This window comes from Skermanella aerolata KACC 11604, from assembly GCF_000936425.1.
Taxonomy (GTDB): Bacteria; Pseudomonadota; Alphaproteobacteria; order Azospirillales; family Azospirillaceae; genus Skermanella; species Skermanella aerolata.
The window spans coordinates 43,981-70,885 of record NZ_AVFK01000019.1; the positions used below are offsets into that span (position 1 = coordinate 43,981).

The 26,905-nt window shown below is 66.2% G+C and carries 22 protein-coding genes; 10 read left to right on the forward strand and 12 right to left on the reverse strand.

Annotated elements, in window-relative coordinates:
* Positions 1 to 157 precede the first annotated feature (157 nt).
* Together ppdK and N826_RS21555 are read left to right on the forward strand one after the other, a co-directional pair.
* Positions 158 to 2,851 (forward strand): pyruvate, phosphate dikinase, encoded by a 2,694-nt coding sequence (gene ppdK / locus N826_RS21550; protein ID WP_044432222.1) that lies wholly within the window; start codon positions 158 to 160, stop codon positions 2,849 to 2,851.
* 10 nt (positions 2,852 to 2,861) lie between these two features.
* Positions 2,862 to 3,785 carry an ArgK/MeaB family GTPase gene (locus N826_RS21555; RefSeq protein ID WP_044432224.1) on the forward strand — a complete coding sequence of 308 codons (924 nt, stop codon included), beginning with the start codon at positions 2,862 to 2,864 and terminating at the stop codon, positions 3,783 to 3,785.
* A gap of 112 nt (positions 3,786 to 3,897) precedes the next feature.
* On the opposite strand, the gene N826_RS21560 is transcribed toward N826_RS21555, so the two are convergent.
* Entirely contained in the window at positions 3,898 to 4,473 is a 576-nt protein-coding gene (locus tag N826_RS21560; RefSeq protein ID WP_044432225.1) for a PRC-barrel domain-containing protein, read from the reverse strand.
* A 100-nt stretch (positions 4,474 to 4,573) separates the two neighbouring features.
* Positions 4,574 to 5,473, reverse strand: coding sequence for a CAF17-like 4Fe-4S cluster assembly/insertion protein YgfZ (gene ygfZ / locus N826_RS21565; RefSeq protein WP_044432227.1), 900 nt, complete (start codon positions 5,471 to 5,473; stop codon positions 4,574 to 4,576).
* A 133-nt stretch (positions 5,474 to 5,606) separates the two neighbouring features.
* Here ygfZ and N826_RS21570 point away from each other — a divergent pair, with 133 nt between their 5' ends.
* The 4 genes from N826_RS21570 to N826_RS21585 are packed head-to-tail and all read left to right on the forward strand — an operon-like array spanning position 5,607 to position 9,581.
* Positions 5,607 to 6,644 carry a glycosyltransferase family 9 protein gene (locus tag N826_RS21570; protein ID WP_063772295.1) on the forward strand — a complete coding sequence of 346 codons (1,038 nt, stop codon included), beginning with the start codon at positions 5,607 to 5,609 and terminating at the stop codon, positions 6,642 to 6,644.
* On the forward strand, positions 6,644 to 7,030 hold the full coding sequence (locus tag N826_RS21575) for a DUF6165 family protein (RefSeq protein WP_044432229.1): 387 nt from the start codon (positions 6,644 to 6,646) through the stop codon (positions 7,028 to 7,030). Before N826_RS21570 ends, N826_RS21575 begins: the two co-directional genes overlap by 1 nt.
* Positions 7,031 to 7,065: 35 nt before the next feature.
* Positions 7,066 to 8,091, forward strand: coding sequence for a glycosyltransferase family 9 protein (locus N826_RS21580; RefSeq protein ID WP_044432230.1), 1,026 nt, complete (start codon positions 7,066 to 7,068; stop codon positions 8,089 to 8,091).
* Positions 8,092 to 8,144: 53 nt separating this feature from the next.
* Positions 8,145 to 9,581: a mannose-1-phosphate guanylyltransferase/mannose-6-phosphate isomerase gene (locus N826_RS21585; protein ID WP_044432231.1), complete on the forward strand. Its 1,437-nt coding sequence runs from the start codon at positions 8,145 to 8,147 to the stop codon at positions 9,579 to 9,581.
* 44 nt (positions 9,582 to 9,625) lie between these two features.
* Here the strand turns inward: N826_RS21585 and N826_RS21590 are convergent, their stop codons facing one another.
* From N826_RS21590 to trhA, 4 genes are all read right to left on the reverse strand, one after another.
* Positions 9,626 to 10,096 (reverse strand): cupin domain-containing protein, encoded by a 471-nt coding sequence (locus tag N826_RS21590; protein ID WP_044432232.1) that lies wholly within the window; start codon positions 10,094 to 10,096, stop codon positions 9,626 to 9,628.
* 15 nt (positions 10,097 to 10,111) lie between these two features.
* On the reverse strand, positions 10,112 to 11,275 hold the full coding sequence (locus N826_RS21595; protein ID WP_044432234.1) for an iron-containing alcohol dehydrogenase: 1,164 nt from the start codon (positions 11,273 to 11,275) through the stop codon (positions 10,112 to 10,114).
* Positions 11,276 to 11,378: 103 nt separating this feature from the next.
* Positions 11,379 to 12,248: an alpha/beta hydrolase gene (locus N826_RS21600; protein ID WP_044432235.1), complete on the reverse strand. Its 870-nt coding sequence runs from the start codon at positions 12,246 to 12,248 to the stop codon at positions 11,379 to 11,381.
* 44 nt (positions 12,249 to 12,292) lie between these two features.
* Entirely contained in the window at positions 12,293 to 12,991 is a 699-nt protein-coding gene (gene trhA / locus N826_RS21605) for a PAQR family membrane homeostasis protein TrhA (RefSeq protein ID WP_044432237.1), read from the reverse strand.
* 226 nt (positions 12,992 to 13,217) lie between these two features.
* Here trhA and N826_RS21610 point away from each other — a divergent pair, with 226 nt between their 5' ends.
* Both N826_RS21610 and N826_RS21615 read left to right on the forward strand, forming a co-directional pair.
* The gene (locus N826_RS21610; RefSeq protein WP_044432238.1) at positions 13,218 to 14,222 is read left to right on the forward strand and encodes a BMP family lipoprotein; all 1,005 of its coding nucleotides are present in this window, start codon (positions 13,218 to 13,220) and stop codon (positions 14,220 to 14,222) included.
* A 31-nt stretch (positions 14,223 to 14,253) separates the two neighbouring features.
* Positions 14,254 to 15,834 (forward strand): ABC transporter ATP-binding protein, encoded by a 1,581-nt coding sequence (locus N826_RS21615; protein ID WP_044432240.1) that lies wholly within the window; start codon positions 14,254 to 14,256, stop codon positions 15,832 to 15,834.
* A gap of 30 nt (positions 15,835 to 15,864) precedes the next feature.
* Here the strand turns inward: N826_RS21615 and N826_RS21620 are convergent, their stop codons facing one another.
* The 5 genes from N826_RS21620 to ehuB form a co-directional block, all read right to left on the reverse strand.
* The gene (locus N826_RS21620; protein ID WP_044432242.1) at positions 15,865 to 16,473 is read right to left on the reverse strand and encodes a PqiC family protein; all 609 of its coding nucleotides are present in this window, start codon (positions 16,471 to 16,473) and stop codon (positions 15,865 to 15,867) included.
* A gap of 5 nt (positions 16,474 to 16,478) precedes the next feature.
* A complete protein-coding gene (locus tag N826_RS21625; RefSeq protein ID WP_044432244.1) occupies positions 16,479 to 17,465 on the reverse strand; it encodes an MlaD family protein in 987 nt (328 codons plus the stop codon).
* A gap of 38 nt (positions 17,466 to 17,503) precedes the next feature.
* The gene (locus N826_RS21630; protein ID WP_044432246.1) at positions 17,504 to 18,283 is read right to left on the reverse strand and encodes an ABC transporter ATP-binding protein; all 780 of its coding nucleotides are present in this window, start codon (positions 18,281 to 18,283) and stop codon (positions 17,504 to 17,506) included.
* 2 nt (positions 18,284 to 18,285) lie between these two features.
* Positions 18,286 to 19,473, reverse strand: a complete 1,188-nt coding sequence (locus N826_RS21635; RefSeq protein WP_084720995.1) for an MlaE family ABC transporter permease — start codon at positions 19,471 to 19,473, stop codon at positions 18,286 to 18,288.
* Positions 19,474 to 19,676: 203 nt separating this feature from the next.
* A complete protein-coding gene (ehuB, locus tag N826_RS21640; protein WP_052831749.1) occupies positions 19,677 to 20,618 on the reverse strand; it encodes an ectoine/hydroxyectoine ABC transporter substrate-binding protein EhuB in 942 nt (313 codons plus the stop codon).
* 144 nt (positions 20,619 to 20,762) lie between these two features.
* On the opposite strand from ehuB, the gene N826_RS41835 reads away from it, so the two are divergent.
* Entirely contained in the window at positions 20,763 to 23,606 is a 2,844-nt protein-coding gene (locus N826_RS41835) for a hybrid sensor histidine kinase/response regulator (RefSeq protein ID WP_084720999.1), read from the forward strand.
* Positions 23,607 to 23,630: 24 nt separating this feature from the next.
* Here N826_RS41835 and N826_RS21650 read toward each other — a convergent pair whose 3' ends face one another.
* The gene (locus N826_RS21650) at positions 23,631 to 25,247 is read right to left on the reverse strand and encodes a bifunctional metallophosphatase/5'-nucleotidase (RefSeq protein WP_169789394.1); all 1,617 of its coding nucleotides are present in this window, start codon (positions 25,245 to 25,247) and stop codon (positions 23,631 to 23,633) included.
* A 202-nt stretch (positions 25,248 to 25,449) separates the two neighbouring features.
* Between N826_RS21650 and N826_RS21655 the strand changes: the two genes are divergently transcribed.
* Positions 25,450 to 26,862 carry an alanine/glycine:cation symporter family protein gene (locus N826_RS21655; RefSeq protein WP_044432253.1) on the forward strand — a complete coding sequence of 471 codons (1,413 nt, stop codon included), beginning with the start codon at positions 25,450 to 25,452 and terminating at the stop codon, positions 26,860 to 26,862.
* The last annotated feature ends 43 nt before the right edge of the window (positions 26,863 to 26,905 follow it).

The window sequence follows — 26,905 nt, forward strand, 5'->3', positions numbered from 1 at the left end:
TGCGCCCAATGGGCCGTGTCCACCGTCTCGGCGCGTATTCGGGACATGGACGACCCGCCCGGTCCGGGCGGTATAGGGGAGGCGCCGGCATTACCGCTGATTTAACCAGGGTCGTGCCAGTGTTAAGAGTTCATCACAGGAGTTACCGGGGATAACCATGGGCAATCAGGTCACTACCCGCTGGGTCTACAGCTTTGGCGACGGCAAGGCCGAAGGCCGGGCGGAAATGAAGAACCTGCTCGGTGGCAAAGGCGCTAACCTTGCGGAGATGAGCAATCTGGGCCTGCCCGTGCCGCCCGGCTTCACGATCACGACCGAAGTCTGCACCTATTACTACAAGAACAACCGGACCTACCCGTCCGACCTGAAGGAACAGGTCACCACCGCACTGGCCGCCGTCGAGAAGAGCATCGGCGCCGGTTTCGGCGATCCGGAAAACCCGCTGCTGGTCTCGGTCCGCTCGGGCGCCCGCGCCTCAATGCCCGGCATGATGGACACCGTCCTCAACCTCGGCTTGACCGACGTCACGGTAGAAGGTCTGGTCCGGCGCAGCGGCGACGCGCGGTTCGCCTATGACAGCTACCGCCGCTTCATCCAGATGTACGGCAACGTCGTACTCGGCGTCGAGCATCACCACTTTGAGGACATCCTCGAAAACGTCAAGCGCGACCGCGACATCACCCTCGATACCCAACTGGTCGCCGCCGATTGGCAGGCCGTGATCGAGGGCTACAAGCAGGTGGTCGAGCACGAGCTTGGCCGTCCCTTCCCGCAGGACGTCCACGAACAGCTCTGGGGCGCCGTCGGTGCCGTGTTCAGCTCCTGGATGAACCAGCGCGCGATCACCTATCGCCGCCTGCACGACATCCCGGCCGAATGGGGCACCGCCGTCAACATCCAGGCCATGGTGTTCGGCAACATGGGCGAGGACTGCGCCACCGGCGTCGCCTTCACCCGCAACCCCTCGACCGGCGAAAACGCCTTCTACGGCGAATATCTGGTCAATGCCCAGGGCGAGGACGTCGTCGCCGGCATCCGCACTCCGCAGCACCTGACCATCGCCGGCAAGCAGGCCAACAAATCCGACCTGCCGTCGATGGAAGAGGTCATGCCGGAAGTCTTCCACCAGCTCGACGCGGTGCGTCTGCGGCTGGAAGGCCACTACCGCGACATGCAGGACATCGAGTTCACGGTCCAGCAGAACAAGCTCTACATGCTCCAGACGCGGACCGGCAAGCGCACCGCCGCCGCCGCCCTGAAGATCTCGGTCGATCTGGCCGCCGAAGGCGTGATCGACCGCAAACAGGCGATCCAGCGGATCGACCCCGCTTCGCTCGACCAGCTCCTGCACCCGACGCTCGACCCCAAGGCCCAGCGCACCGTCATCGCGCGCGGTCTGCCGGCCTCTCCCGGCGCCGCGTCGGGCAAGCTGGTGTTCAGCGCCGACGAGGCGGAGACGCAGGCCCAGCTTGGCGAGTCCGTCATCCTGTGCCGGATCGAGACCAGCCCCGAAGACATCCACGGCATGCACGCCGCCCGTGGCATCCTGACCACCCGTGGCGGCATGACCAGCCACGCCGCCGTGGTCGCGCGCGGCATGGGCCGGGCCTGCGTCGCCGGCGCCGGTGACCTGCGCGTCGACTACAAGGGCCAGACCGTCACCGTTCGCGGCGTCACGATCAAGGCCGGCGATCTGGTCACGATCGACGGATCGACCGGTGAGGTGATGCTGGGCGCCGTGCCGACGATCCAGCCGGAACTGTCGGGCGATTTCGCCACCCTGATGGGCTGGGCCGACGAGATCCGCCGCATGAAGGTCCGGACCAACGCGGAAACTCCGCTGGACGCCCGCACCGCCGTCAAGTTCGGGGCCGAAGGCATCGGCCTGTCGCGCACCGAGCACATGTTCTTCGACGCCGACCGCATCGTCGCCGTTCGCGAGATGATCCTGGCGGAGACCGAGCAGGGCCGCCGCGCGGCGCTCGCCAAGATCGAGCCGATGCAGCGCAAGGACTTCGTCGAGCTCTTCACGATCATGAAGGGCCTGCCGGTCACCATCCGCCTGCTCGACCCGCCGCTGCACGAGTTCCTGCCGAACTCCGACGCGGAGATGGAAGAGGTCGCCAAGGCGGCGGGCACCGATATCCTGAAGGTGCGCCACCGCGCCGGCCAGCTTCACGAATCCAACCCGATGCTCGGCCATCGCGGCTGCCGTCTCGGCATCTCCTTCCCGGAGATCTACGAGATGCAGGCGCGCTCGATCTTCGAAGCCGCCGTCGAGGTCTTCAAGGAGTCGGGCGAGACCGTGATCCCCGAGATCATGATCCCGCTGATCGGCACCAAGAAGGAGTTCGACATCCTCAAGGCCGTGATCGACAAGGTCGCCGGCGAGGTCATGACCAGCAGCGGCCGCAAGCTCGAATACCTGGTCGGTACCATGATCGAACTGCCGCGCGCTTGCCTGCAAGCCGGTGAGATCGCCGAAACGGCCGAGTTCTTCAGCTTCGGCACCAACGACCTGACGCAGACCACCTTCGGCATCAGCCGCGACGATGCCGGCAGTTTCCTGCCGGACTACCAGCGGACCGGCATTCTGGAGCACGACCCGTTCGTGACCATCGACGTCATCGGGGTTGGCGAACTGGTCAAGATCGCCGCCGAGCGGGGCCGCGCCACGCGTCCCGACATCAAGCTCGGCATCTGCGGCGAGCATGGCGGCGACCCGGCCTCGGTCCACTTCTGCGAGACCGTCGGCCTCGACTACGTCTCGTGCTCGCCCTACCGCGTTCCGATCGCCCGTCTGGCCGCGGCGCAGGCAGCGCTGTCGACCGAGCAGACGAACCGGGACTGAGGACGCTTCGGTGGACCTGACCCAACTCCGCGCGTCGCTGGCGCGCGGAGAAAAGGCGGCCCTGGCGGCGGCGCTGGCCGGGATCGAGCGCGATCCCGACAGCACCGCCACCGCCGGCCTGCTCGACGCCGCCTATTCCGACCCGATCGCCCGGGTGATCGGCCTGACCGGCCCTCCCGGCGTCGGCAAATCGACCCTGACCGGCGCGCTGATATCCTCGTTCCGGCAGGCCGACAAAACCGTCGGCTGCATCGCCGTCGATCCATCTTCCCGCAGAAGTGGTGGCGCCTTGCTGGGCGACCGCACCCGCCTCGCCACCGACCCGGAAGACGCCGGCTGCTTCGTCCGTTCCATGGCGGCGCGCGACCGGCTGGGCGGTCTGGCCGGTTTGACGGTCGCCGCGATGGTCCTGATGCGGGCGGTCTACGACATCGTCCTGATCGAGACGGTCGGCGTCGGCCAGTCCGAAACCGACATAGCCGGTACGGCTGACACCATCGTCTTCTGCGTTCAGCCCGGCTCGGGCGACAGCCTTCAGTTCATGAAGGCCGGCATCGTCGAGATCCCCGACATCGTCGTCGTGACGAAAAGCGACCTTGGCAGTGCTGCGCAACGCGCCCGCGCCGACGTCAAGGGCGCCCTCAGCCTTGCCGAGGCGGCGCGCGGCGACTGGATCATCCCTGTCCTCAGCCTCTCGGTCCAGCAGCGGCAAGGTGTCGCGGACCTGATCGAAGCGCTGGACCAGCACGCCGTCTGGCTCACCGCCACCGGCCGCCTCGCCACCCAGCGCCACGCGCAGGCCGAAACTTGGCTGACCGAATCGGTCCGCGAACGCTTCGGCCGCGAAGGCATCCGTCGCGCCGGCCCGCTCGCCCTGCCTCCCGGCGCTCCCCCCTTCGGCCAGCTCCGCGCGGTTTCGCAGCGGCTGCTGTAACGTGGGCCAAGAGAAAACCCCCGAGACGATGCCTCGGGGGCTCCCAGGAACGCACGCAGGGTTTGTCGGTCCCCTGGAACGTCCTGGCTCTTGATGACCCGCTACGCGAGGGTTACTGCGCTCCGGTAGCGCCCGTGCCGCCGCTCGGCCGGGTCATAGTCCCGGACGTCCCTCCCGTAGCACCCGTGTCGGTGCCTCGGGACAGTGAGGTCATGGTGTCGCTGTACTCGAACTCCGGCATGCCTTCCACGTCGGCCTGGGTGATGCCGCTGAGCTTGATCTCAGGATCGTCGCCGTCCTCGTCCATGGCGACCTGCGCCTGGGAGAAGTCGACAGCGATCTGCTTGGCGCCGACACCCAGGAAGCCGCCGCTGGAGATCACCAGTTGCTTCGCCTCGCCCGAAGCCGGATCGACGATCACGTCCTCGACCGAGCCGAGCTTCCCGCCATCGCTGCCGACCACGTTCTTGCCCATCAGCCCCTCGACGCTGGCGGCGCTGGCCGCCGAGCCCGTGGCGCCGCCTTCGCTGACCACCGGCGAATTGGCCGGAGCCGGGGCGCTTTCCATCGCCGAGGGCGCCGTCGCGGGGTTGCTGGTCGTCGGATCGGTCGCGGAAGTACCCTGCGCGAACGCGGCGCCCGTCATCAGGGCCAAGGCCGAGGCGGCGCCGATCAGTTCCTTACGCATTGAATAGCTCCTTGATATCTCACCCTAGACGCCTCGCTGGCGTCCATGCCTCCTTTCAACACGCCCAAAGGGCAATGATTGCGCCCTTTCAGGTCAAAAATCAGAAATTGACCCAGCTGGGTTTGACCGGCGTAAGCTTGGCGTCGCCGGCCAGCAACGGAAGCCCTTCGGCTTGCGCCCGCTCGATCTCCTCCAGCCGCAGCAGGGCCAACGCTCTGTCGCCGCTGCCCGACCGCATCTCCCCCGCTTCCTTGTCGCCCAGCATCACGGTGGTACCCGGCGCCGGCAGGGTGCCTTCCACGATCACCGGGAACAGGCGCTTTCGCACCAGCCCGCGATAGCGGGTCCGGGCCGTCAGTTCCTGCCCCATGTAGCAGCCCTTCTGCCAGGAGATGGCGTTAAGCTCATCCAGGTTGTTCTCCAGCAGGATGGCCTTCTCCACGATCAGGTCGCGGCTGCCGTCCGGCACGCCCGCTTCAAGCCGCAGCCTGTCGTAATCGGCAACCTCGGCCACCTTGAAGCCAGCCGCCTCCAGGGCGGATGCTTCCGTCCCGCGCGGCAGGATGGCGCGGGCGCCCAGTGCCGACAGCCTGGGATCGGCGAACACGACGCCGCCGCCTAGTTCCGCCGCACCCCCCGGCTCGCCGGCCGGCAGGTTCAGCGCCTCCAGCGCTCCCGGTCCGAACGCCGCCGTAACCGAATACTGCGCGCTGACGTCTTCCAGCGCGACCTTGGAGCGCAGCTTGTACATCTTCAGCCGGCGCTGAAGGTCCGCCAGACGCCCGGCCTCGCAGTCGATCAGCAGCTTCCCGCCCATTTCGACGATGAAGAAGTCATGCAGATATTTGCCCTGCGGCGTCAGGAAGGCGGCGTAGATGGCGCGCGACGGCCCAGCAAAGGTGACGTCGTTGGACACCAGCCCCTGAAGGAAGGTGGCGCGGTCGGGGCCGTCGATAGCCAGGATTCCGCGCGATGGCAGGGTGACATAGTTCATGGACATGGGACTCGCTCCGCCGGAGCCTAGGGGAAGGGCACCCCTCACGTATTGATAAGGCGGCACTTTGACAAGGTGACTTCTTGGCGCGAGGCCGCCGGGCGGCTATGGTCCGCCATTGGGTATCCGGAGGCACGCATTGCGCATTCTGTTCATCGGCAACAGCCGGATCGGCGATTTCATCCTGTCGAGCGGCCTGCTCGCACACCTGATCGAGACCTACCGCGATGCCCGCATCACCGTGGTCTGCGGCAAGATCATCGTGCCGCTGCTGGCCCATACGCCCAATATCGAGCGCGTCATCGTCCTGGAGAAACGGAAGCATCACCGCCATTGGCTGGACTTGTGGCTGATGACGGTCGGCACCCGCTGGGACCTCGTGATCGACCTCCGCAACTCGGCGGTCTCCCGCCTGCTCCGGGCCGGTCAGGTCCGGCGGGTCGAGCGGGTGCGCGGCAAGCGGCTGCACCGGGTCGAGGAGATCGGCCGCGTCCTCCGCCTCGACCCGCCGCCCGACCCGCGCCTGTGGCCGGGCGACACCGACCGCGCCGCAGCGGCCGACCTGATCCCCGACGGTCCGCCAGTCCTGGCGCTCGGCCCCGGCTCCACCCACGAACATAAGCGCTGGCCGTCGGACCGCTTCGCCGAACTGGCGGTCCGCCTGACCGGCCCCGGCGGCATCCTGCCCGGCGGCAGAGTCGCCGTGATCGGCTCCCCCGCCGAACGCGCCCAGGCGGAACCGGTGCTGGCCGCCGTCGATCCGGCCCGCCGGATCGACCTGATGAGCAACACACCGCTGCTGACCGCCGCCGCCTGCCTCCAGCGCTGCGCGCTCTATATCGGCAACGACGGCGGCCAGATGCACCTGTCGGCCGCCGCAGGCATTCCCACGCTGGGGCTGTTCGGCCCGACTCCTGCCCACCATTACCGCCCCTGGGGTGAGCGCTCCGACTACGTCCAGGCGCCGGAGCCGTTCGAGGGGCTGGAAGCGCGGATACCGGAAGCGATGAAGGCGGGCGTCTCCCTGATGACCGGCATCACGGTCGATGCGGTGGAAGCCGCCGCCCGGCGGCTCTATCTCAAGGTTGCGCCCACCGAATCACCGCGCATTGGCGAGCCCGCTTCCGCTGTGCTAGGAAGCGGCATGGACATTGACGGCAAACCAGGAACGATGTGATGGCAATCCTGATCGAAGTGGCTCCCGGCGAGTTGATCGACAAACTGACGATTCTGGAGATCAAGAAGGCCAACATCAGCGACCCGGCCAAGCTGCGCAACGTGTCGCACGAGTACGACGTGCTGGCCCGCGTCCTGGCCGAACAGGTCCCGCCGAGCGACGCCCTGACCGACCTGACCGCGCAGTTGAAGACGATCAACGAGAGCCTGTGGAAGATCGAGGACGACATTCGCGACCTCGAGCGCGCCCGCGACTTCGGCCCCGCCTTCATCGAGAACGCCCGCGCCGTCTACGTCACCAACGACAAGCGCGCCGCCGTCAAGCGCCGGATCAACGAGCTGCTGGACAGCGCGATCGTCGAGGAAAAATCCTACGCCGCCTACTGACGCGCCCGGCCATACAGCCCAGTAGCAAACTCATTATGACCGGGACATCCCCCGACAGCGTCGCCGTCTTCAGCTATGAAGAGATCATCGGCGACGGGCTCTACAAGCTGCCCTTCGTGCGGGCGCTGCGAGCGGCGTGGCCATCGGCGCGGATCACCTGGATCACCACCAGACGGACCGTCTACGCCGGCAAGCTCCAGCCCGTCATGGACGGGTTGATCGACGAGTTCCGCCAGGACAGCGGGATCGGCCGAAGCCCCGCCGGCGTCATCCTGCCCCTGCCGTGGCGTGACCGCTTCTCCGTCATCATCGACACCCAGACGACGCTGTGGCGGACCCTGACGCTGCGCCGGCTGCCTCACGGCCTGTTCATCTCGCCGGCGGCGAACTTCCGCCTGTCCGACCGCAAGCCGACCCCCGGCCGGGTCCGCCCGCCCCACATGGTGGACCGCCTGAACGAGCTGCTGGCGCTGGCATCCGGACACGTTCCCGTGGCGAAGGCCGAACTGCGGCTGCCGGAAGACCTCGCCACCAAGGCCGAAGCGGCGCTGCCGCCCGGCTCGGACTATATCGGCCTAGCGCCCGGCGCCGGCAAACGCTTCAAGTGCTGGCCGCTGGAGCGCTTCATCGCGGTCGCCGTCGCACAGGCGGAGCGCGGCCGGGTGCCCGTCTTCATCCTTGGCCCCGACGAGCTGGACTGGCTAGCCCCTATCCGCGAAGCCGTACCCTCGGCGTTGTTCCCCGAACAGGATACCGCCCTATGGGGGGATGGTTTCACGCCGCTTCGGACGATCGCACTAGCCCGCCGCTTCACGGCGGCACTGGCGAACGACAGCGGCGTCAGCCATATGTTCGGTGCGGCGGATGCGCCGCTAGTCACTTTGTTCGGCCCGACCCCATCCGAGAAGTTCCAACCGAAGGTCACGCGCGGCGGAGTGATTACAGCTCAGGAGTTTGGAGGCGAGTCCATGACGGACATTCCGGTACAATCGGTGATCGAACGGCTTGACCAGCTTGCGATACGCCGTAACGCCCCCGGAGACTACCCGAAAAATCGCTGAAATCCGCGGACTTTTACTGCATTGTGTCGCTCAGAAACGGACGAGCAGAGATCATGCCTCCAATGAATACTTCCAAGACCATTCATCCCGTTCTCCTCTCCGGTGGGTCGGGTTCGCGCCTCTGGCCGATTTCGCGCGAGAGCTACCCTAAGCAGCTTCTGCCGCTGGTCGGTGAACGGACCATGCTCCAGGACACGGTGCGCCGCGTCGTCGGTCAGCGCTTCGCGGCCCCGCTGGTGATCTGCAACGACGAGCATCGCTTCGTCATCGCGGAACAGCTGCGCGAGATCGCGGTGACGCCGTTCGCCATTGCGCTGGAGCCGGTCGGACGCAACACCGCCGCCGCCGCCGCCGTCGCGGCTCTGATCATTACCGAACAGGACCCGGACGCCCTGCTGCTCCTGCTGCCGGCCGACCACGTCATCCGGGACGGCGACGCCTTCCACAAGGCGATCGACGCCGCCGCGAGTGCGGCTGCCGCCGGCAACCTCGTGACCTTCGGCATCACGCCGACCCAGCCGGAAACCGGCTACGGCTATATCCGCCAGGGCGCCGAGCTGACCGGCCATGGCGGCGTGTTCCAGGTCGACGCCTTCGTCGAGAAGCCGAAGATGGAAACGGCGCAGGACATGCTGGCCGCCGGCGGACATTTCTGGAACGGCGGCATGTTCCTGTTCTCCGCCGCCAAGCTGCTGGCCGAGATGGAAAAGTTCGAGCCGGCGATCGTCGCCGCCTGCCGCGACGCGATCTCCAAGGGCTCGCGCGACCTCGACTTCTTCCGCCTCGACCCCGAAGCCTTTGGCCGCGCGCCGAGCATCTCGATCGACTACGCGGTGATGGAACGCACCGACGCTGCGGTCGTCGTTCCGGCGACCATCGGCTGGACCGATGTCGGCGCTTGGTCGGCCCTGTGGGACATTGGCGCCAAGGATGAGGACGGCAACGTCACCATCGGCGACGTCATGACCGAGGACGCCAACAACTGCTACATCCGCTCCGAAGGCGTGCTGACCGCCGTGGTCGGGCTGGACGACGTTGTGGTGGTCGCGACCGACGACGCCATCCTGGTCGCCAGCCGCGACAAGGTGCAGGACATCAAGAAGGTGGTCGAGCGGCTGAAGAAGGAAGGCCGTCCGGAAGCGAAGATCCACAGCCGGGTCCATCGCCCCTGGGGCTTCTACCAGTGCCTGCACGAAGGCGAGCGCTTCCAGGTCAAGCGCCTGACCGTCAAGCCGGGCGCCACCCTGTCGCTCCAGAAGCACTATCACCGGGCCGAGCACTGGGTCGTCGTCAACGGCACCGCCCTGGTGACCCGCGACGCCGATCAGGTGCTGCTGCGCGAGAACGAGTCGATCTACATCCCGCTCGGCGCCGTCCACCGCCTGGAGAACCCCGGCAAGGTGACGCTGAACCTGATCGAGGTCCAGTCCGGCTCCTACCTGGGCGAGGACGACATCGTCCGCCTGACCGACACCTACGGCCGGGCATAGTCAGTAGAAAAGGGCCGGGAACCGGGAGTTTCCGGCCCTTTTCTTCAATGCGCTCCCTTGTGGATCGGATCGACCCAGGCGACGGTCTCGGGCTGTTCGACCATTGGGATGTCCAGGTTGACGACCACCGCTTCCTGATCGCTCCGCACCAGCACGCATTCCAGCGCCTCGTCGGCGCTGGCGTTGATTTCCTGGTGCGGGACGAAGGGCGGAACGTAGATGAAGTCGCCGGGTCCCGCCTCGGCAGTAAATTCCAGCGCTTCGCCCCAGCGCATCCGGGCACGGCCGCGCACCACGTAGATCACGCTTTCCAGCTCGCCATGGTGATGCGCGCCGGTCTTGGCGTCGGGATGGATCGTGACCGTGCCGGCCCATAGCTTCTGCGCGCCGACACGCGCGTAGTTGATCGCCGCCGCGCGGTTCATGCCGGGCGTCTGCGGCGTGTTGTTATCGAGCTGGTCGCCACGCACGACGCGTACGCCCTGCTCGCGCCAGTCCGGCTTTTCCTCGGACATGCTTTCCACTCCTCCTCAGCCCGCATAGACGTCCCGGTAGAGGCTGACGATCTCCTCCTCCGTCGGCACGCGCGGATTGTTGGCCGGCGAACCCGACCCAAGCGCCTGCTGCGCCATCAGCGGCAGCAGCGACATGAAACGCCGCTCGTCGATGCCGTAGTCCCTCGGCGTCGGCACCTTCAGGTCGGAGTTCAGGTCGCCCAGCGCTTCCAGCAACGCCATTCCCGCCGTCTCGTCATCGGCATCGTGCGGGCATACGCCCATGGCGCGGGCGCAATCGGCATAGCGCCGCGTCGCCTTGGGCAGCGAGAAGGCGGTCACCGCCGGCAGCAGCATCGCGTTGGACAGGCCGTGCGGCACGTGGAAATGCGCGCCGATCGGCCGGCTCATGCCATGGACCAGGGCGACCGACGCGTTGCTGAAGGCGATCCCGGCCTGATTGGCGGCCAGCATCATTTCTTCCCGCGCCTGCCGGTTAGCCGGCTCGAAGCAGGCGCTGCGCAGGTGGCCTGCAACCCGGGCCATCGCGGCGAGCGCCATCGAGTCCGAGAACGGGTTGGCCTTGCGGCTGACATAGGCTTCGATCGCGTGGGTCAGCGTATCGATGCCGGTATCGGCGGTCAGCCGGAACGGACAGCTCAGCGTCAGCTCGAAATCGACGATGGCGGCCTGCGGGATCACGCCGTTGCCGGCGATCAGCATCTTCTCGTCGGTCTCGGTGTCGGTGATGACGGTGAACTTCGTTACCTCCGACCCCGTCCCAGCCGTGGTCGGGATGGCGAGCAGCGGCATGCTCATGTTCGGGATGACGTTCGGGACCTTGTAGTCGCGCATCTTGCCCGGATTGGCTGCAATCACCCCCATCGCCTTGGCGGTGTCGATCGGCGATCCGCCGCCCAGCGCTATCATGCCGTCGAAGCCGCCTTCGGCCAGGATCTTCGCCCCGGCATAGACCACGTCGGTCGTCGGGTCCGGCACGGTATCGGCGAAGACCTCGAACGGAATGCCCGCCTTTTCCAGCAGGTCGGTCAGCTTAGATACCGAACCGCTGTCGCGCATATAGGGATCGGTCACGACCAGTGGCCGCCCGACTCCCAGCCGGCCCAGCGTTTCGACGACCTGAGCGATGGAGCCGCCACCGATCAGCATCAGCTTGGGCATCGCGATTGTGGCGATCATGGTTATTGTTTCCTCCCGCAACTGTCTGTGACCCGATCTTGTACGCCGGGCGCATGTTGGGGCAAGCCCCGAAGTCCGGCGGACGTCAGATCATCGTCTGTCCCTACCGGCAAGGCTCCCGCTGCCGACGACCTCGGAGGAAGGCATCGGTATCGTCGAGCACGGGCGCCAGTCGCCGCAGCGGGGCGGCAAGCGCTCCGACCAGCGGCGTATGGCCGATGCCGTCGTAATGGATGACCTCGACCTCCCCACCCCGCTCCCTGATCTTCGCCGCGAGATTGTCGGTGTTGCGCGGACGGACGGTGGTGTCGGAATCCCCGGTGACGAGCAGCATGGGCGGCGCCGTCCCGGTCACGAAGTTGATCGGCTGACTTCGCGGCCGGGTCGCCTCCGGGCCGAAGATCTCCTTCAGCACCTCGCTCTTCAGCGGCAGGAAGTCGTAAGGCCCCGCCAGCCCTACCGTCGCCCTGATGGCGCCGCACGGCGACAGGCCCGCCTCCCCCAGCCACTGCCGGTCGAGCGTCAGCATGGCGGCGATATGGGCCCCGGCCGAGTGGCCGGCCAAGAAGACAGGCCCCGGCGCCGCCCCATACTCGCCGCCATGCGTCACCGCCCAGGCCACGGCGGCGGAAGCGTCCTTCAGAAAGTCGGGAAAACGCACCTCCGGATAGATGCGATAGTCCGGTATGGCGGTGACGTAGCCCCTGGACGCGAAGGCTTGGCCGGCGAAGCGGTAGGCCTCCTTCTCTCCGCTGTCCCAGCTTCCGCCATAGAAGAAGACCAGCATCGGCGTCCCGCCGTCGGCGCCGTCCGGCACGTAGACGTCCAGCGTCCGGCGCTGCCCTTCGCCATAGGTAATGTCCGGTACGACCCTGTAGCCGCTGCTTGGAACAAAGGCATTGATCGCTGAAGAGACCGAGCAGCCCGGCAGCACGGTCAGGATCGGGAGAAGCAAGGGCAGGAGACGTTTCATGGCTCCTGGGATCTAGGGCGCTCCCCGCCTCCCGCCCAGCCGTCTCACGCCGCAATCGTCCCCTGGGCGACATAGTAGTAAATCGAGAGGAAGTGGCAGGTGCTGCCGGCCAGCACGAAGAGATGCCAGACCGCGTGGTTGAACGGCATGCTTTCCCACACGAAGAAGGCGACGCCGCCGGTATAGGCCAGCCCGCCCAGCGCCAGCAGCACGAGCCCCGCCGTCTCCATGTTCGCGACGATCGGACCGATGGCCAGCACTCCGACCCAGCCGGTGGCGAGATACAGCATCAGCGAGAGGCGGGCGTAGCGGTTGGTGTGGAAGATCTTGAAGACGACGCCGAAGGCGGCGATGCTCCAGACCACCGCGAACAGCGTCCAGCCCCAGGCGCCGTCCAGCACCAGCAGGCAGTAGGGCGTATAGGTGCCGGCGATCAGCAGGAAGATCGCGGCATGGTCGCAAGTCTTGAAGATCAGCTTGGTCGGCTTGTGCCGGATCGCGTGGTACAGGGTCGATGCCAGATACAGCAGCACCAGCGTAGCCCCGTAGAGGGTAAGGCTGATCATGACCCTGACGTCGTCGCTGACGGCAGCCAGACCCATCAGCGCAACCAGCCCCAGGACCGCCAGCACTGCGCCGACGCCGTGAGTCACGGTATTCGCCAGTTCCTCCAGCCACGTATATTCCTGATCCTCGGCAAGCGGGTCCGGGACGGTCGAGCCTTCGGCAAGGTGAACGGACATGGAACCCCTCTCAGCCGGAATGGAATGCTCACGTATCTGACAACAGAATTAGAGCACGAAGGTGACAATCCGACTGTGAAGCGAATGACGAAAGGATGACGATTCCCGACACCCAGAAACCATGTTCCCCCTGTAACCTTTTGAAATCCGACGCTATGTTTGGATTGCGCGTGTTTGGACTGCGCGATGAAATTGCGCGAAGAATCAAGGGAGCGGATGGGAAACGATGAAAAGCTTGCTTCACGCCTTGTCCATCACGGTCTGTACCGTCACCGCCGCCATGGCCGGCGGCGCTGCCGTTGGTACCGCCCAGGCCCAGAGCTTCCAGCCCGCCATCGTCTTCGACATGGGCGGCAAGTTCGACAAGTCCTTCAATGAAGCGGCCTATGCCGGCGCCGAGCGCTTCAAGAAGGAAAGCGGGATCGAGTACCGCGAGTTCGAAGTCACTCAGGAAGCCCAGCGCGAGCAGGCGCTCCGCACCATGGCCCGGCGCGGCGCCAACGTCGTCGTCGGCGTCGGCTTCGCCCAGGCGAGCGCCATGGAAAAGGTCTCGCAGGAATTCGCCGACACCAAGTTCTGCATCATCGACAGCGTCGTGGAACGGCCCAACGTCCAGTCCATCACCTTCAAGGAGCACGAAGGATCGTTCCTGGTCGGCATGATGGCGGCTCTGGCGTCCAAAACAGGCAAGGTCGGCTTCGTCGGCGGCATGGACATCCCGCTGATCCGCAACTTCGCGACCGGCTACCAGCAGGGCGTCAAGCATGCCAACCCGCAGGCCGAGATCTTCCAGAACATGACCGGCACGACGCCGGCCGCATGGCGCGACCCGACCCGTGGCGGCGAACTGGCGAAGAGTCAGATGGACCGGGGCGCCGACGTGATCTACGCGGCGGCCGGCGGCACCGGCATCGGCGTCCTCCAGGCGGTGGCCGACGCCAAGAAGCTGTCGATCGGCGTCGACAGCAACCAGAACCACCTGCATCCCGGCTCGGTCCTGACCTCCATGATCAAGCGGGTCGACGTCGCGGTCTACAACTGCATGAAGTCGGCCAAGGAAGGCTCCTGGCAGGCCGGCTCCCGCGTCCTCGGCCTCAAGGAAGACGGCGTCGGCTACTCGCTCGACGACGACAACAAGTCGCTGGTCACCGACGACATGAAGCAAAAGGTCGAAGCCGCCAAGGCCAAGATCGTCGCGGGCGAACTCCAGGTCCAGCCCTATAAGCAGTAAACTGGCAAGCAGTGAACCGGGAGCGGGTGGAATGACCGACAGCATCGCGCAAGGCGGCTTGGACACCGAGCCGGCCGGGAGCCATCCGCCCGCCCTGAGGCTTACCGGCGTCAACAAGTGGTTCGGCGCCAACCACGCCAACAAGGATGTCTCCCTGACCGTCCGCCGGGGCAGCATCCATGGTGTGATCGGCGAGAACGGCGCCGGCAAATCGACGATCATGAGCATCGTCTACGGCTATCTGCGCGCCGACGGCGGCACCGTGGAAGTCGATGGCCGGATCACCGACATCCGGTCGCCGCGCGACGCCATCGCTGTCGGCATCGGCATGGTCCACCAGCACTTCATGCTGGTGGACACTTTCACGGTGGTCGAAAACGTCCTGCTCGGGGCGGAGGGCGGCGCCACCCTGGCCCCAGGCCTCGGCCGCGCCCGCAAGGAACTGGAACGGCTGGAGCATGAATACGCGCTGGACGTCGATGTCGATGCCGTCGTCGGCGACCTGCCCGTCGGCCTTCAGCAGCGCGTCGAAATCCTCAAGGCGCTCTATCGCGGCGCCGATATCCTGATCCTGGACGAACCGACCGGCGTCCTGACCCCGCAGGAGGCCGACCACCTGTTTCGCATCCTCCGGGCGCTGCGCAACCAGGGCAAGACGATCGTCATCATCACCCACAAGCTGCGCGAGATCATGGACCTGACCGATACGGTCACCGTGATGCGCAGGGGCGAAGTGGTTGCCAACGTCGAGACGGCGTCCACCAGCCGCGAACAGCTTGCCGAACTGATGGTCGGGCGCAAGGTGCTGCTGCGGGTGGACAAGAAGCCGGCGGAGCCGGGCGCCGTCGTGCTCGACGTGCGGGCGCTGAAGGTCGTGGACCCCACCGGCGTCCTGCGCGTCAAGGAAGTCAGCCTGAACGTCCGGGAGGGCGAGATCGTCGGCATCGCCGGCGTTTCCGGCAACGGCCAGTCGGAATTGCTTGAAGCGCTGGCCGGCATCCTCCCCATCGCGGGCGGATCGGTCCGCGTCCATGGCGAGAAGATCAGCGGCAGGTCCATCTACAACCCGCGCGACCTGCGCCGCGCCGGCATCGCCCATGTGCCGGAGGACCGCCAGAAGGTCGGCCTCGTCACCTCGTTTTCCGCCAGCGAGTGCGCGGTATTGGGCTACCAGGACGACTCCCGCTACAACGGCCGCATCCTGATGGACCACGGCGCGATGCTGAACCGCTGCCGGGCGCAGATGAAAAGCTACGACGTTCGCCCGCCCCTGCCGGACCTGCCCGCCGCCAACTTCTCCGGCGGCAACCAGCAGAAGATCGTGCTGGCCCGCGAGATCGAGCGGAACCCCGACGTCCTTCTGATCGGCCAGCCGACGCGCGGCGTCGATATCGGCGCCATCGAGTTCATCCACCGCCGCCTGGTGGAGTTGCGCGATGCCGGCAAGGCGATCCTGCTGGTATCGGTGGAGTTGGACGAAATTCTGGCGCTGAGCGACCGCATCCTCGTCATGTTCGACGGCCACCTCGTCGGCGAGATCCCCGCCGGTCAGGCGACCGAACGCCGGCTGGGCCTGATGATGGCCGGCATCTCGGAGGAAGCGGCGGAGTGAGGCAACCTGCCCGGCCCCTTCCTGGCCGCCCTACTTCCGCGACCCCGCCCGCTTGATGCCGGCGGCGATGTCGCGGCTGAGGGAAGCCAGGGTACGGGTCATCGCCGCTACCGTAGCATCCGCGCCCTCTCCCTCGACCGGCTCGACATAGCGCGCGCGAGCCCCCGCCCGCACCGCCTCGGTCTGTCCGTCCAGGACCGTCCAGTAGGCGTTCAGCACGGCGTTGCCGGATGCATCGCGCTCGAACGACGTGATATCGACCCCGACCGTCATCGCCACCATTTCGCGCCGGCGCAGCGGCAGGACGAAGACGTTGTCGCTCGGCAGCAGTCCGCGCAGGTTGTCGGCGACGACCCGTGTGACGTCGCCCTGAAGCCGCTGGCCCCAGCGGTCGCCCTGGGTCAGTTCCAGCGTATTGGCGCTGGTGCGGACGACGATTTCCGGTCGGTCCAGGTATTCCGGAATATTGGCCTGCTCGACTCCGACGACAGGACCGCGCGCGGCGGCGGGCGATCCCGGACCGGAAGCAGCGTCGCGCGGCAATGAACTCAGCACATGGAGGTTGGGCGGCGGCCGGGTTTCGGCGCATCCGGCAACCAGCGGGATTACCAGAAGCAAACCCCACGTGAACTTGGCCATCTAACTCATCTCCCCAGCAGCAAGGCGTTGGGATTGCGTTCCAAGGTCTCGGCGAAACTGCGGAGCGAGCGCGACGCCAGCGACAGGTTGCGCATCGAGGCCTCCAAGTCCGAGCGGATCGGCGCGTTGCGGGAAACGAGGTCGTTGGCGTTGCCCAGCACCGCGTTGGCCTGCCCGACCGCCTGCTCGACGCTGCCGGCGGTCGTGCGAAGCGATGCGATCAAGGGTCCCGCCTCCCGGTTGGCGGTGCCGATCAGGCTCTGGAGTTCCGCCATGGTGGTCCGCAGTTCGCCCTGGACCTGCGTAAGCGTCTCCGACCCAGTCGTGAAGGTGGTGCGGGCCGCCGTCATGGTCGTCTCGAACTCGCGCATGCCGGCAGCCAGCGCGGTCAGCGCCTGCGGCAGTTCGGGCGAGGCCAGCAGACGGTCCACATTGTTCAGTGTGTTCATGGCCTTGCCGACCATGTCCTGGATCGGCAGGTTCTCGAGGTTGCGGCGGACGACGTCCAGGGTCGAGGGGATCGCCGGGATCTCCTCCACGTTGGGATCGCCGCCGACCAGGATGGGCGGCGAACTGGGCAGGAAGTCCAGTTCGACCATCAATTGCTGCGTGACGTAGCTCTGGTAGACGAGCTGGGCGCGCAGGCCGCGGTCGACCATGTCCCTGTATGTGATGTCGGGCGCCCGGCCTTCCGGCGTCCCGGCCCATTTGGTCCGTTCCGGATCGAAGCGGATATATGTGGGAATGCGCGCCGTCAGGTCCTTGCTGTCGATCACCAGATCGACGCGCGTGACGGATCCGACCCGGACGCCCCGGAAGTTCACCGGCGCCCCGACATAAAGCCCGTTGACCGACCCGTCGAAGAAGACCACGGCCGGCGGCAACTCGCGGGAGAAGAATCCTCCCCCCAGCGCCACCAGCACCGTTGCGAATAACGCTACGGCGCCGATCACGAACAACCCGATGATACGAGGGTTCGGCTTGTTCCTCATGATCCATTCCTCATAGACCTGTCCTCATCACCAGTTCCTCATGGTCCCGGATTCCGCCCTTCGCCGCGGCTGAGGAAATCGCGGACCCCGGCGTGCGGACTATGGTCGCGCAATTCCTTCGGATCGCCGCCGTCTATGGCGGTGCGGCTTTCGGCGTCGAGGAAGACGGAATTGTCGGCAATCGCGAAGATGCTGGCCAGCTCGTGACTGACGATCACGACCGTAGCACCCAGGCTGTCGCGCAGTTCCAGGATCAGGTCGTCCAGCCGGCGCGAGCTGAGCGGGTCCAGGCCGGCCGACGGCTCGTCGAAGAACAGGATGTCGGGGTCGAGCGCAATCGCCCGCGCCAGCCCGGCCCGCTTCCGCATGCCGCCGCTGATCTCGGACGGGTAGAAATCCTCGAACCCGCCAAGCCCGACCAGCGCCAGCTTCAGCGAGACCAGTTCGGCGATTTCGGCCGGTTTCAGGTCGGTGTACTGGGACAGCGGCACCGACACGTTCTCGGCAAGCGTCATCGAACTCCACAGCGCGCCGCTCTGGAACAGCACGCCGAAGCGGCGACTCATGACGGCGCGTTCCCCGGGCGGAGCACCGGTGAAGCTCTTGCCGTCATAGAGGATATCGCCGGCCGCCGGCTCGATCAGCCCGATCATGTGCTTCAGCAGGGTGCTCTTGCCGCAGCCGCTCGCTCCCATGATGACGAAGATGTCGCCGGCGGGAACTTTGAAGCCGATATCGCGCTGCACGACGAAACCGCCGAAGGCCATGGTCAATCCGTCCACCGCGATCCTGGGCTCGGCTGTCTCCGATGATGCCATCGTCAGATGCCCAGCAGGTTGGTCATGACGGCAAAGATCGCATCGACCACGATGATGAGCACGATGGAGGTCACGACGGCCGAGGTCGCGGCCAAGCCGACCGCCTGCGCGCTGCGGCCCGCCTGCATGCCGCGCAAGGTCCCGGCAAAAGCCACCAGCATTCCGAACACCACGCTCTTGCTGAAACCGACCCAGAAATGGATCATGTGGACGCCGTTCTCGGTCTGGGTGATATAGGCGGAACCCGACAGACCCAGCATGGTGGTCCCGACGATGTAGCCGCCCAGTATTCCCAGGAAGCACGAATAGACGAACAGCAGCGGCATCATCAGCGCCAAGGCCAGGACGCGCGGCAGCACCAGGAAGTCGATCGGCGAAATGCCGATGGTGGACAGGGCGTCGATCTCCTCGTTGCCCTGCATCGTGCCGAGCTGGGCGGCATAGGCGGCGCCGATCCGGCCGGCCAGGACGATGCCGGTCATCAGCGCCGCCATCTCCCGCGTCATGGCGAGCCCGACCAGATTGGCGACGTAGATATCGGCGCCGAACTGCCGGAGCTGGATCGCACCGACGAAGGCGACGGTCAACCCGATCAGCAGCGAGACGATGGTGACGATGGGCAGGGAAGCCGCACCCGCGTCCTGGAGCGCCTGGAGGAAGTCGACCCGGCGGAACCTTGCCCGGCCGATCGTCAGCCGTCCCAGCGCCAGCACGATCTCGCCTAAAAAAGCGATCGCCTGATCCAGGCCGCGCCAGCCCTCCAGCACGGAGCGGCCGACACGGACCGGCAGGGATTCGTCGCCGTCTCCGCGCGCCGCATCGGCCTTGACCGGAACCGCACGGGCAAGCTTCAGCAGGCGGGGCACGCCCGCGGGCAGGCTCCCGGTGTCGAATTCCAGGTTCCGGGCAAGGCAGAGATCGCTGACCTTGAGCAGATAGCTGACCAGCGAGCTGTCCCAGCCCACCAGGCCGTGGTCTTCGGCCCGGACGGTGCGGATGCGCCGCTCGCCGTCGAGCAGCGCTTCGATCTCGGAAGCGGATGCCAGTCCCTGTCCAATCCGCCAGTGTCCGGACAGCCCAAGGACCAAGGCGCCGTCATTGCCGGTGCGCAACTCCAAACCGTTGCCTTGCAACGCTTTTCCAGCTTCGTCCCGTCCGCCGGACTTGTCTTGCCTGGTTGCCGCCGTCATTCCACTCCGTCCGAAATCGGGCCGGCAGCCGGGAGCCGAGCGCCCTGACCACCGAATTGTGCACCGGCCTTCCCACCGCTTCGGGTACCCTGAACGAAGGTGGAGCGGACTGGTTTGTTCCCTGACGGGCGGAAATCCCCGGCCCTGTCGTTTCCGCGCCTCACCGGTTCTCATCCTTCGACGGCGGCTCCAGGCCCTGGCACCTATCCACGGCGCCGGCAGATTTCCGCCGTCGTGAGGTCGGGCAACTCGTCCTTCGTAACGCCGAACTTGGAGACCAGGGCCAAGTGTTCCACCGTGCCCCGGAACTCGAGGAGATGCTTGTTGAAGGCGGCCAGCAAGTCGGCATCCTGAAAGCGGAAGCCGGATGCGCCGTAGTGGACCGTCTCGGGACCGGCAGCCGGGATTCGGCTGTAGAACGGTTTTGCCCGCTCCAATCCTCGCGGGTAACGCTCGACCAGGGCTTCCACGGCCTTGGCGGTGGCGGCATAGGCGTCGATCCTGCCGGCCCTCAGGCTGCGGCCGGCCGAAACGGCATTGGGAAACAGCACGATCTGTTCGTCCCTGATACCGGCCGCACGGGCGTACCTGTGCTCGATCGTACCGGCTACGACGCCCAGTCGGATCGTGCGGTCGATCGCGATGTCACCGTAGGCATGGAGATTGCGGGGGTTGCCAGCCCTGACCGCCAGGCCCTGTCCCAACTGGTTGACCGCCCGGTAGGTCGGCTCGGAAAAGGCGATCTGGCGGCACCGGTCGGGCAGGATATACATTCCGGTCGCGATCACGTCGAAGCGCCCGGCCTTCAAGTCATGGATCAGCATGCCGAACTCGCTCTCGACCATCTGCACGTTGTTGACTCCCATGCGCGCGAAGACCTTGCGGGCGACTTCCGGTCCTTCCCCGGTAACGCGGCCCCCCGGCTCTAGATAGGCGTACGGCGCTTCAGCCGCGAAGCCGATCCGCACCGTCCCCGTCCTCAGTATCCGTTGCAGCGCGGATTCGGGTGCCGCAGCGCGGGCAACGGGGTTCACGGCGGCGCAGAGCAGGAAGGGAACCGCCATGGCCAAGGCAAGCAACTTGACGGGATTCAGCATGACGACGCCGGTTCTCAAGAGTTCCTTGACCCGGCACCGTCCGATCATGGTTAATCTCCTGCAATTTAAGGATGACCAAACTACAAAGATATGCCCTGCAATGATACGGAAACCACCGCGCAGATGTATGATGCCATCCATGCAACGGTCTTCCGGGCCAGAGTCTCCTAGCCCAAGGTCTCCTGGTGAATAATGCGGATCAGACTTGTCTACCTGCTGTTGGCCGCAGCGCTTCCGATCGTCATCTTCGCCGCCGTCATGGTGGTTCTGTTCGACCGGCAGCAGACACGCTCATGGGAAGCCGTGGTCCGGCAGACCGCTGAAACCGCCCTGAACACGGTGGACGAACGGATCACGACGGTCAGGATCGCCCTGGAAACGCTGGTCGTCACCGGCTTGCCGATCGTCGAATGGCGGGAGGAGTTCACCGGACAGGCGGACCGCATCCTGGAGCAGCGTCCGGAATGGCTGGCGTTGCAGCTCACGTGGCGCGGCGACCGGATCGTGCGGACCCGGCGCGGGTTCCAAATCCCTCGATCGATCGACGAGCAGACCGACGAAGTCTTCCGCTTCGGCGATTTCCGGGTCAGCGGGATACTGGCCGATCGAAATTCCGGCCAGGAGCCCGTGGTCGCGGTCAGCGTGCCTGTCCAGGGACCCTACGGGATCGAGCATGTCCTGACCGCCTATGTCAGCGCCTGGGCGATCAACCAGGCGCTGCGCGATCAGGGCATGACGCCGGGCTGGCGCATCGCCGTGCTGGATAACGCCCAACGGCTGATCGCCCGCACGCTGTCGGAAGACCGCTACGATCCCGGCATCGGGGGAGAACCCGACCGGACGCTGCTGGACGGGCTTCGCAGTGGACAACTGCACTTCTTCGCGACGAACCTGAAGAACGAGAACCTGTTCGTGTCGTCCGCCGTGTCCACCATGACGGGATGGACGGTCACCCTGGGCATGCCGGGCGAACTGGTGGAAGCGCCGGCGAGACGGACGCTGGTGGCGGTCACCGGCGGCGGCACCTTGGCGGTCGCGCTGGCGCTCAGTATCGGCTGGCTGCTGGCGCGGACCCTGATGAAACGTCAGGTCGCCGAGCGGCGGCTGCTCCAGTTGGAACTGGCCCAGGCGGCACAGGAACGGACCGCTGCGATCCTGGAGAGCACGACGGACGGTGTGTTCGAAGTGGACCGGGACTGGCGGATCGTCTTCATCAACCAGCGCGCCCGGTCCGTGATCGCCCGCGGAGCCGACGTCTCCGGTCGCATTCTCTTGGACCTGCTGCCCGAGGTTGTCACCACGTCGTTCTGGAGCCAGTACCACCGCGTGGCGACGGAGCGGGTCCCGGCCGAGTTCGAGGAGTTCTATCCGGCCCTGAACGCCTGGTTCTACGTCCGGGCGTTTCCGTCGGGCGACGGCGGCCTCGCGGTCTATTTCCAGGACGTCACGGAGCGGCGGCAGGCGCGCGACGCCCTGGCGGAAAGCGAATCGCGCTACCGGTTCCTCGCGGAAAGCGTTCCGGAGATCGTCTGGACGGCCAAGCCCGACGGCACCCTCGACTATGCCAATGCCCGGCTGGCGGCCTATGTCGCCGCCTCACCAGCCAAAGACATCGAAGCCGACGGCATCGCACAGGGATGGAACGTCAACTGGAAGGAGGTGGTCCATCCGGCGGACGCACGATCGACACTCGACGCCTGGCGCAAGGCTCTGGCCGACAGCACCCCTTACGAATGCGAGTTCAGGCTGCGGCGGGCCGACGGGATGTACCGCTGGCATCTGGCGCGGGGTCTGCCAATGCTGGACGAGACCGGTCAGGTGGTGAAATGGTTCGGCACCACGGTCGATATCCACGACAAAATACTGTACCAGGAAACATTGCAGGCGGCGCGCGACGACGCCGAACGGGCGAAGCGCGAAGCCGAGCAGGCCGATCTGGCGAAAAGCCGGTTCCTGGCCGCCGCCAGCCACGACCTGCGGCAGCCGATGCAGTCGCTCTTCCTGTTCGCCGACGGGCTGGAGCAGCACATAACCGATAAGGACGGCTCGGAGAAACTGCTGCACCTGCGGCGCGGACTGGACGCCCTGAAGCAGTTGCTCGATGCGCTGCTCGACATATCGAAGCTCGACGCCAAATCGGTGACCCCGACCGTGGAAGACTTCGCGCTGAGCGGGATGTTCGGCCAGATCGAGGCCGCCTATGGCCGAGTTGCGTCGGCCAAGGGACTGGCGTTCTCGATCCACCACCAGGATCTGGCGGTTCGGACCGACCGGACCCTGCTCGGCCGGATCGTCGGCAACCTGATCGAGAATGCGATCCAGTACACCGCCACGGGTGCCGTCCGGGTGGAATGCCGGCAGGCCGGCGACCGGGTCAGGATCGACGTGCAGGACACCGGCATCGGCATCCCGCCGGAACAGATGGACGACATCTGGCGGGAGTTCCATCAGGTCGGCAACCCCGAACGCGACCGCAACAAGGGCATGGGGCTGGGCCTCGCCATCGTCCAGCGTCTTGCCAGACTGCTCGGCTGCCGGGTGGAAGTGCTGTCAGCGTTGGGGCGCGGCTCGATCTTCAGCATCGAGGTCCCGGCCGGGACCGCCGTGGCGGTTCCCGAACCGATGCCGGAAGTGGAGCCGGTCATTAGCCCCGCCGACGGCCGCTACGCCGTGCTGGTGGACGACGACGCGATCGTCCTGATGGGGTTGCAGAGCATCCTGCGTGACTGGGGATACGACGTCCTGGCTGCGGGATCGACCGACCAGGCCCTGGAGCGCCTGCGGACGGGACACCGCAAGCCCGACATCATCGTCGCGGACTATCGCCTGCGCGGCGGCCGGGTCGGCACGGAGGCGATCGTCAGGATACGCGAGCTGTTCGAAAGCAACATCCCCGGCGTCATCCTGACCGGCGAGACCGGGCCGGAATGCGCCGTGGACGCGGCGGCGCACGGTTTCAGCATAGCCCACAAGCCGATCACCTCGCGCCAGCTCAGCATGGCGGTGGAAAAGCTGCTGGCGGAGGCGTCGGACTGAGCGGCCTGTCCTGGATGCCCGGCGCTACTGGACGCGCCGGATGCGTCCCTCGACCGCCGGAGCTACCGGCCCGGTCGTCCTGATGTATTCCGACACCACGGTTTCCAGGTTGGGGCCGTAGTCGTAGGCGTTCTTCGCCTTGGCGAACAGGCCGTAGCCATCGCCGCCGGTCCGGACGAAGTTGTTGGTGACGGCCTTGTAGGTGGCGGACGGATCGACCGGGCGGTAGGCGCCGCCGGCATCGCGGATTTCGACCGACGAAATCCGCGCCCCCTCCGGTTTGGCCGGATCGAAGGCATAGCGCAATCCCGCCACCTGGGGGAAACGGCCAGTGCCGGACGTGGTCTTGTCGTGTGCGCGGCTGACGCCGCTTTCCAGGCTCGCCAGCAGGTCGGCGCCCGTCACGTCGAAGGTCGCGAGGGTATTGGAGAAGGGCAGCACCTCGATCACGTTGCCCATGCTCACCCGCCCCGCCGGGATGCCGGACCGGATGCCGCCGCCGTTCTGGATCGAGATCTGCGTCCCCTGTCCCCTGGTCGCCCACAGCATGGCGTCGGCGATCAGGTTGCCGAGGTTGCATTCGCCGAACCGGCAGGCGTCGCTGGTCCCGACCAGCTCGACCCTGGCCTCCCCGACCGGCTGGCGGCGAAGCTGCGCCAGCGGCACGTTGAGTTGGGAGACCTTGTCGGCGACCGCGGCGTCCAGCGCCACGTCGTTCGACAAGGCGACCGGCTTGCCCTCCCACGCCGTCACGACGCCGGCGGAGTCGAACGTCACGTCCAGCATGCCCAGGTGGGTCCCGTAGGAACCGGCCTGGACGACCAGCGCCGGAGCGCCGGACGGCGTCTTGACGACGGTCGGGTAAGGCCCGGCGGCCTTGTCGTTGCCGGTTTCCAGGAAGGTGTGGCTGTGGCCGCCGACATAGACGTCCACGCCATCGATCTGGGCGGCCAGCGCCTGGTCTTCCGAATAGCCGATATGGGTCAAGGCCACGATCTTATCGACATTGCGCGCCCTCAGCGCGGCGACAGCCCGGGTCAGCGCCTGCGCCTCGCTGCGGAAGGCGACCGTGGGGCCGGGGCTGGACGTGATCGGCGTGTCGGCGGTGGTCAAGCCGACGATGCCGATCCGCTGGCCGTTCTTCACGACGATGGTATAGGGCTTGTAGCGGTCCTTCAGGCGCGGCTCGCGCGACGTGTCTGTGTTGGCGCTCAGCACCGGCCACGACACGGCATCCAAATAGGGGCGAAGCCCGGCGGGACCGTCGTCGAACTCATGGTTGCCGAGCGTCTGCGCATCGGGGTTCAGCATGCCCAGCACTGTCTGGACGGCGCCGTGCTTGTACTGGGTGTAGAACAGCGTGCCCTGGAACTGGTCGCCGGCATCCAGGAACAGCGCGTTGTCGCCGCGCAGTTCCTTCAGCTTGGTCTGGAGCCGCGCAGCACCGCCGATGCACTTCTTCTCGGCCTCGTCCTTGGGCGTGCAGAATCCGCCGGTCGCCGTGATCTGGTCGTAGCGGGCATGAACGTCGTTCACATGGAGGATGCGGAGCTGGTAATCCGCGCCGGCCGCACCGGCGGCGGTCGCGGTGAACGCGCCCAGAAAAGCGGCGATCGCCGATCCGAGCAAAACTGTCTTCAACGCCATTATCCTTCGTCCCCCAATGCAGTGCCGGCTGATCATCAGATTTGTGCCCGAGCAAGCGACCGGACGGCAAGAACAACACGCGGGGGAATCGCAAAAAGGGGGTGGTTGGCCTATGCGGGCAGACATACAACCTTTTGCCCATTGATGTGTTCTCTCCACAAGAACAAGCCCCCGCCAAAGCCGCGAAAGGTGCTCTATGGAAATCCTCGATAGCGTATTGAGTTTTTTAAACACGGTAATTTGGGAGTATCTGCTGATCTATGTGCTGATCGGCACGGGCATCTATTTCACGATCAGGACGAAGTTCGTTCAGTTCAGGCGATTTCCCCATCTGTTCGGGGTGATGGCGGGATCGCGGCACTGCGAAGGAGGCGGCATCTCTCCTTTCCAGGCCTTCTGCGTCAGCATGGCGAGCCGGGTCGGTACCGGCAACATCGCGGGCGTCGCCATAGCGCTGACGCTCGGCGGGCCGGGTGCCGTGTTCTGGATGTGGTGCGTGGCCCTGGTCGGCATGGCGACGGCCTTCGTCGAAGCGACCTTAGCGCAGTTGTATAAGGTGCCGCAGCCGGACGGCACGTTCCGGGGCGGGCCGGCCTACTACATCCAGCGCGGGCTGGGCTCGCGCGGCTGGGGCATCGTGTTCGCGGTGCTGCTGATCTTCACCTTCGGGCTGGCCTTCAACGCGGTCCAGGCCAATACCATCGCCGACGTGCTGGGCGAGAGCTTCGGCGTTCCGACCTTCGTCACCGGCATCGTGCTGGCGCTGATCTGCGCGCCGATCTTCTTCGGCGGCATCCGTTCGGTAGCGCGGGTGGCGGAATGGATGATGCCGATCATGGCGGCGATGTACATCTTGCTGGCGCTGGTGATCGTGGCGATCCACATCGACCGGATACCCGACGTCTTCATGCTGATCATCCGTTCCGCCTTCGGCCTGGATCAGGCGGCGGCCGGCGCCTTCGGCGGGCTGTCGGCGGCGCTGCTGAACGGGGCCAAGCGGGGATTGTTCTCCAACGAGGCGGGCATGGGCAGCGCCCCCAACATGGCGGCGACGGCGACGACGATCCACCCGGCGACCCAGGGCTTCATCCAGGCGCTGGGCGTCTTCGTCGATACCATCGTGATCTGCTCGGCCACGGCCTTCATCATCCTGCTATCCGACCAGTACGACCCGACCGGAGCCACCGAGATGGCGGGCGCCAGCCTGACCCAGTCGGTGATCGCGTCGGAGTTCGGTGCCGTGGGCGGGCTGTTCATGACCTGCGTGATCTTCCTCTTCGCCTTCTCCTCGATCATCGGCAACTACGCCTACGCCGACGGCAACATGACCTTCCTCGGTGCCAGGGTGAAGGTGCTGAACGTCTTCCGGATCGTCGCGGTGCTGGCGGTGTTCGGCGGTTCGGTCGGGGAACTTCCGACGGTCTGGGCGATGGCCGACGTTGCGATGGGTCTGATGGCACTGGTCAACTTGGGCGCCATCCTGATGCTGTCAAAGTGGGCGATGGCCGCTCTCGCCGACTACGAGGCCGGCGAGCGCAAGGGGCTGCCGCATTTCGAAGCCAGCGGCAACCGGCATATGCCGGGGGCGCTGCGGACTGAGGTTTGGTGAGAGCCTGACGACCATCAACGACAGTGGCGATGCTGCTTTAGTT

Bases quoted from the DNA above. Each gene is read 5' to 3' on its own strand.
- ppdK (WP_044432222.1), top strand. From the start codon at position 158: ATGGGCAATCAGGTCACTACCCGCTGGGTCTACAGCTTTGGCGACGGC.
- N826_RS21560 (WP_044432225.1), bottom strand. From the start codon at position 4,473: ATGCGTAAGGAACTGATCGGCGCCGCCTCGGCCTTGGCCCTGATGACG.
- ygfZ (WP_044432227.1), bottom strand. From the start codon at position 5,473: ATGTCCATGAACTATGTCACCCTGCCATCGCGCGGAATCCTGGCTATC.
- N826_RS21575 (WP_044432229.1), top strand. From the start codon at position 6,644: ATGGCAATCCTGATCGAAGTGGCTCCCGGCGAGTTGATCGACAAACTG.
- N826_RS21580 (WP_044432230.1), top strand. From the start codon at position 7,066: ATGACCGGGACATCCCCCGACAGCGTCGCCGTCTTCAGCTATGAAGAG.
- N826_RS21585 (WP_044432231.1), top strand. From the start codon at position 8,145: ATGCCTCCAATGAATACTTCCAAGACCATTCATCCCGTTCTCCTCTCC.
- N826_RS21590 (WP_044432232.1), bottom strand. From the start codon at position 10,096: ATGTCCGAGGAAAAGCCGGACTGGCGCGAGCAGGGCGTACGCGTCGTG.
- N826_RS21595 (WP_044432234.1), bottom strand. From the start codon at position 11,275: ATGATCGCCACAATCGCGATGCCCAAGCTGATGCTGATCGGTGGCGGC.
- N826_RS21600 (WP_044432235.1), bottom strand. From the start codon at position 12,248: ATGAAACGTCTCCTGCCCTTGCTTCTCCCGATCCTGACCGTGCTGCCG.
- trhA (WP_044432237.1), bottom strand. From the start codon at position 12,991: ATGTCCGTTCACCTTGCCGAAGGCTCGACCGTCCCGGACCCGCTTGCC.
- N826_RS21610 (WP_044432238.1), top strand. From the start codon at position 13,218: ATGAAAAGCTTGCTTCACGCCTTGTCCATCACGGTCTGTACCGTCACC.
- N826_RS21615 (WP_044432240.1), top strand. From the start codon at position 14,254: ATGACCGACAGCATCGCGCAAGGCGGCTTGGACACCGAGCCGGCCGGG.
- N826_RS21620 (WP_044432242.1), bottom strand. From the start codon at position 16,473: ATGGCCAAGTTCACGTGGGGTTTGCTTCTGGTAATCCCGCTGGTTGCC.
- N826_RS21625 (WP_044432244.1), bottom strand. From the start codon at position 17,465: ATGAGGAACAAGCCGAACCCTCGTATCATCGGGTTGTTCGTGATCGGC.
- N826_RS21630 (WP_044432246.1), bottom strand. From the start codon at position 18,283: ATGGCATCATCGGAGACAGCCGAGCCCAGGATCGCGGTGGACGGATTG.
- N826_RS21635 (WP_084720995.1), bottom strand. From the start codon at position 19,473: ATGACGGCGGCAACCAGGCAAGACAAGTCCGGCGGACGGGACGAAGCT.
- ehuB (WP_052831749.1), bottom strand. From the start codon at position 20,618: ATGATCGGACGGTGCCGGGTCAAGGAACTCTTGAGAACCGGCGTCGTC.
- N826_RS41835 (WP_084720999.1), top strand. From the start codon at position 20,763: ATGCGGATCAGACTTGTCTACCTGCTGTTGGCCGCAGCGCTTCCGATC.
- N826_RS21655 (WP_044432253.1), top strand. From the start codon at position 25,450: ATGGAAATCCTCGATAGCGTATTGAGTTTTTTAAACACGGTAATTTGG.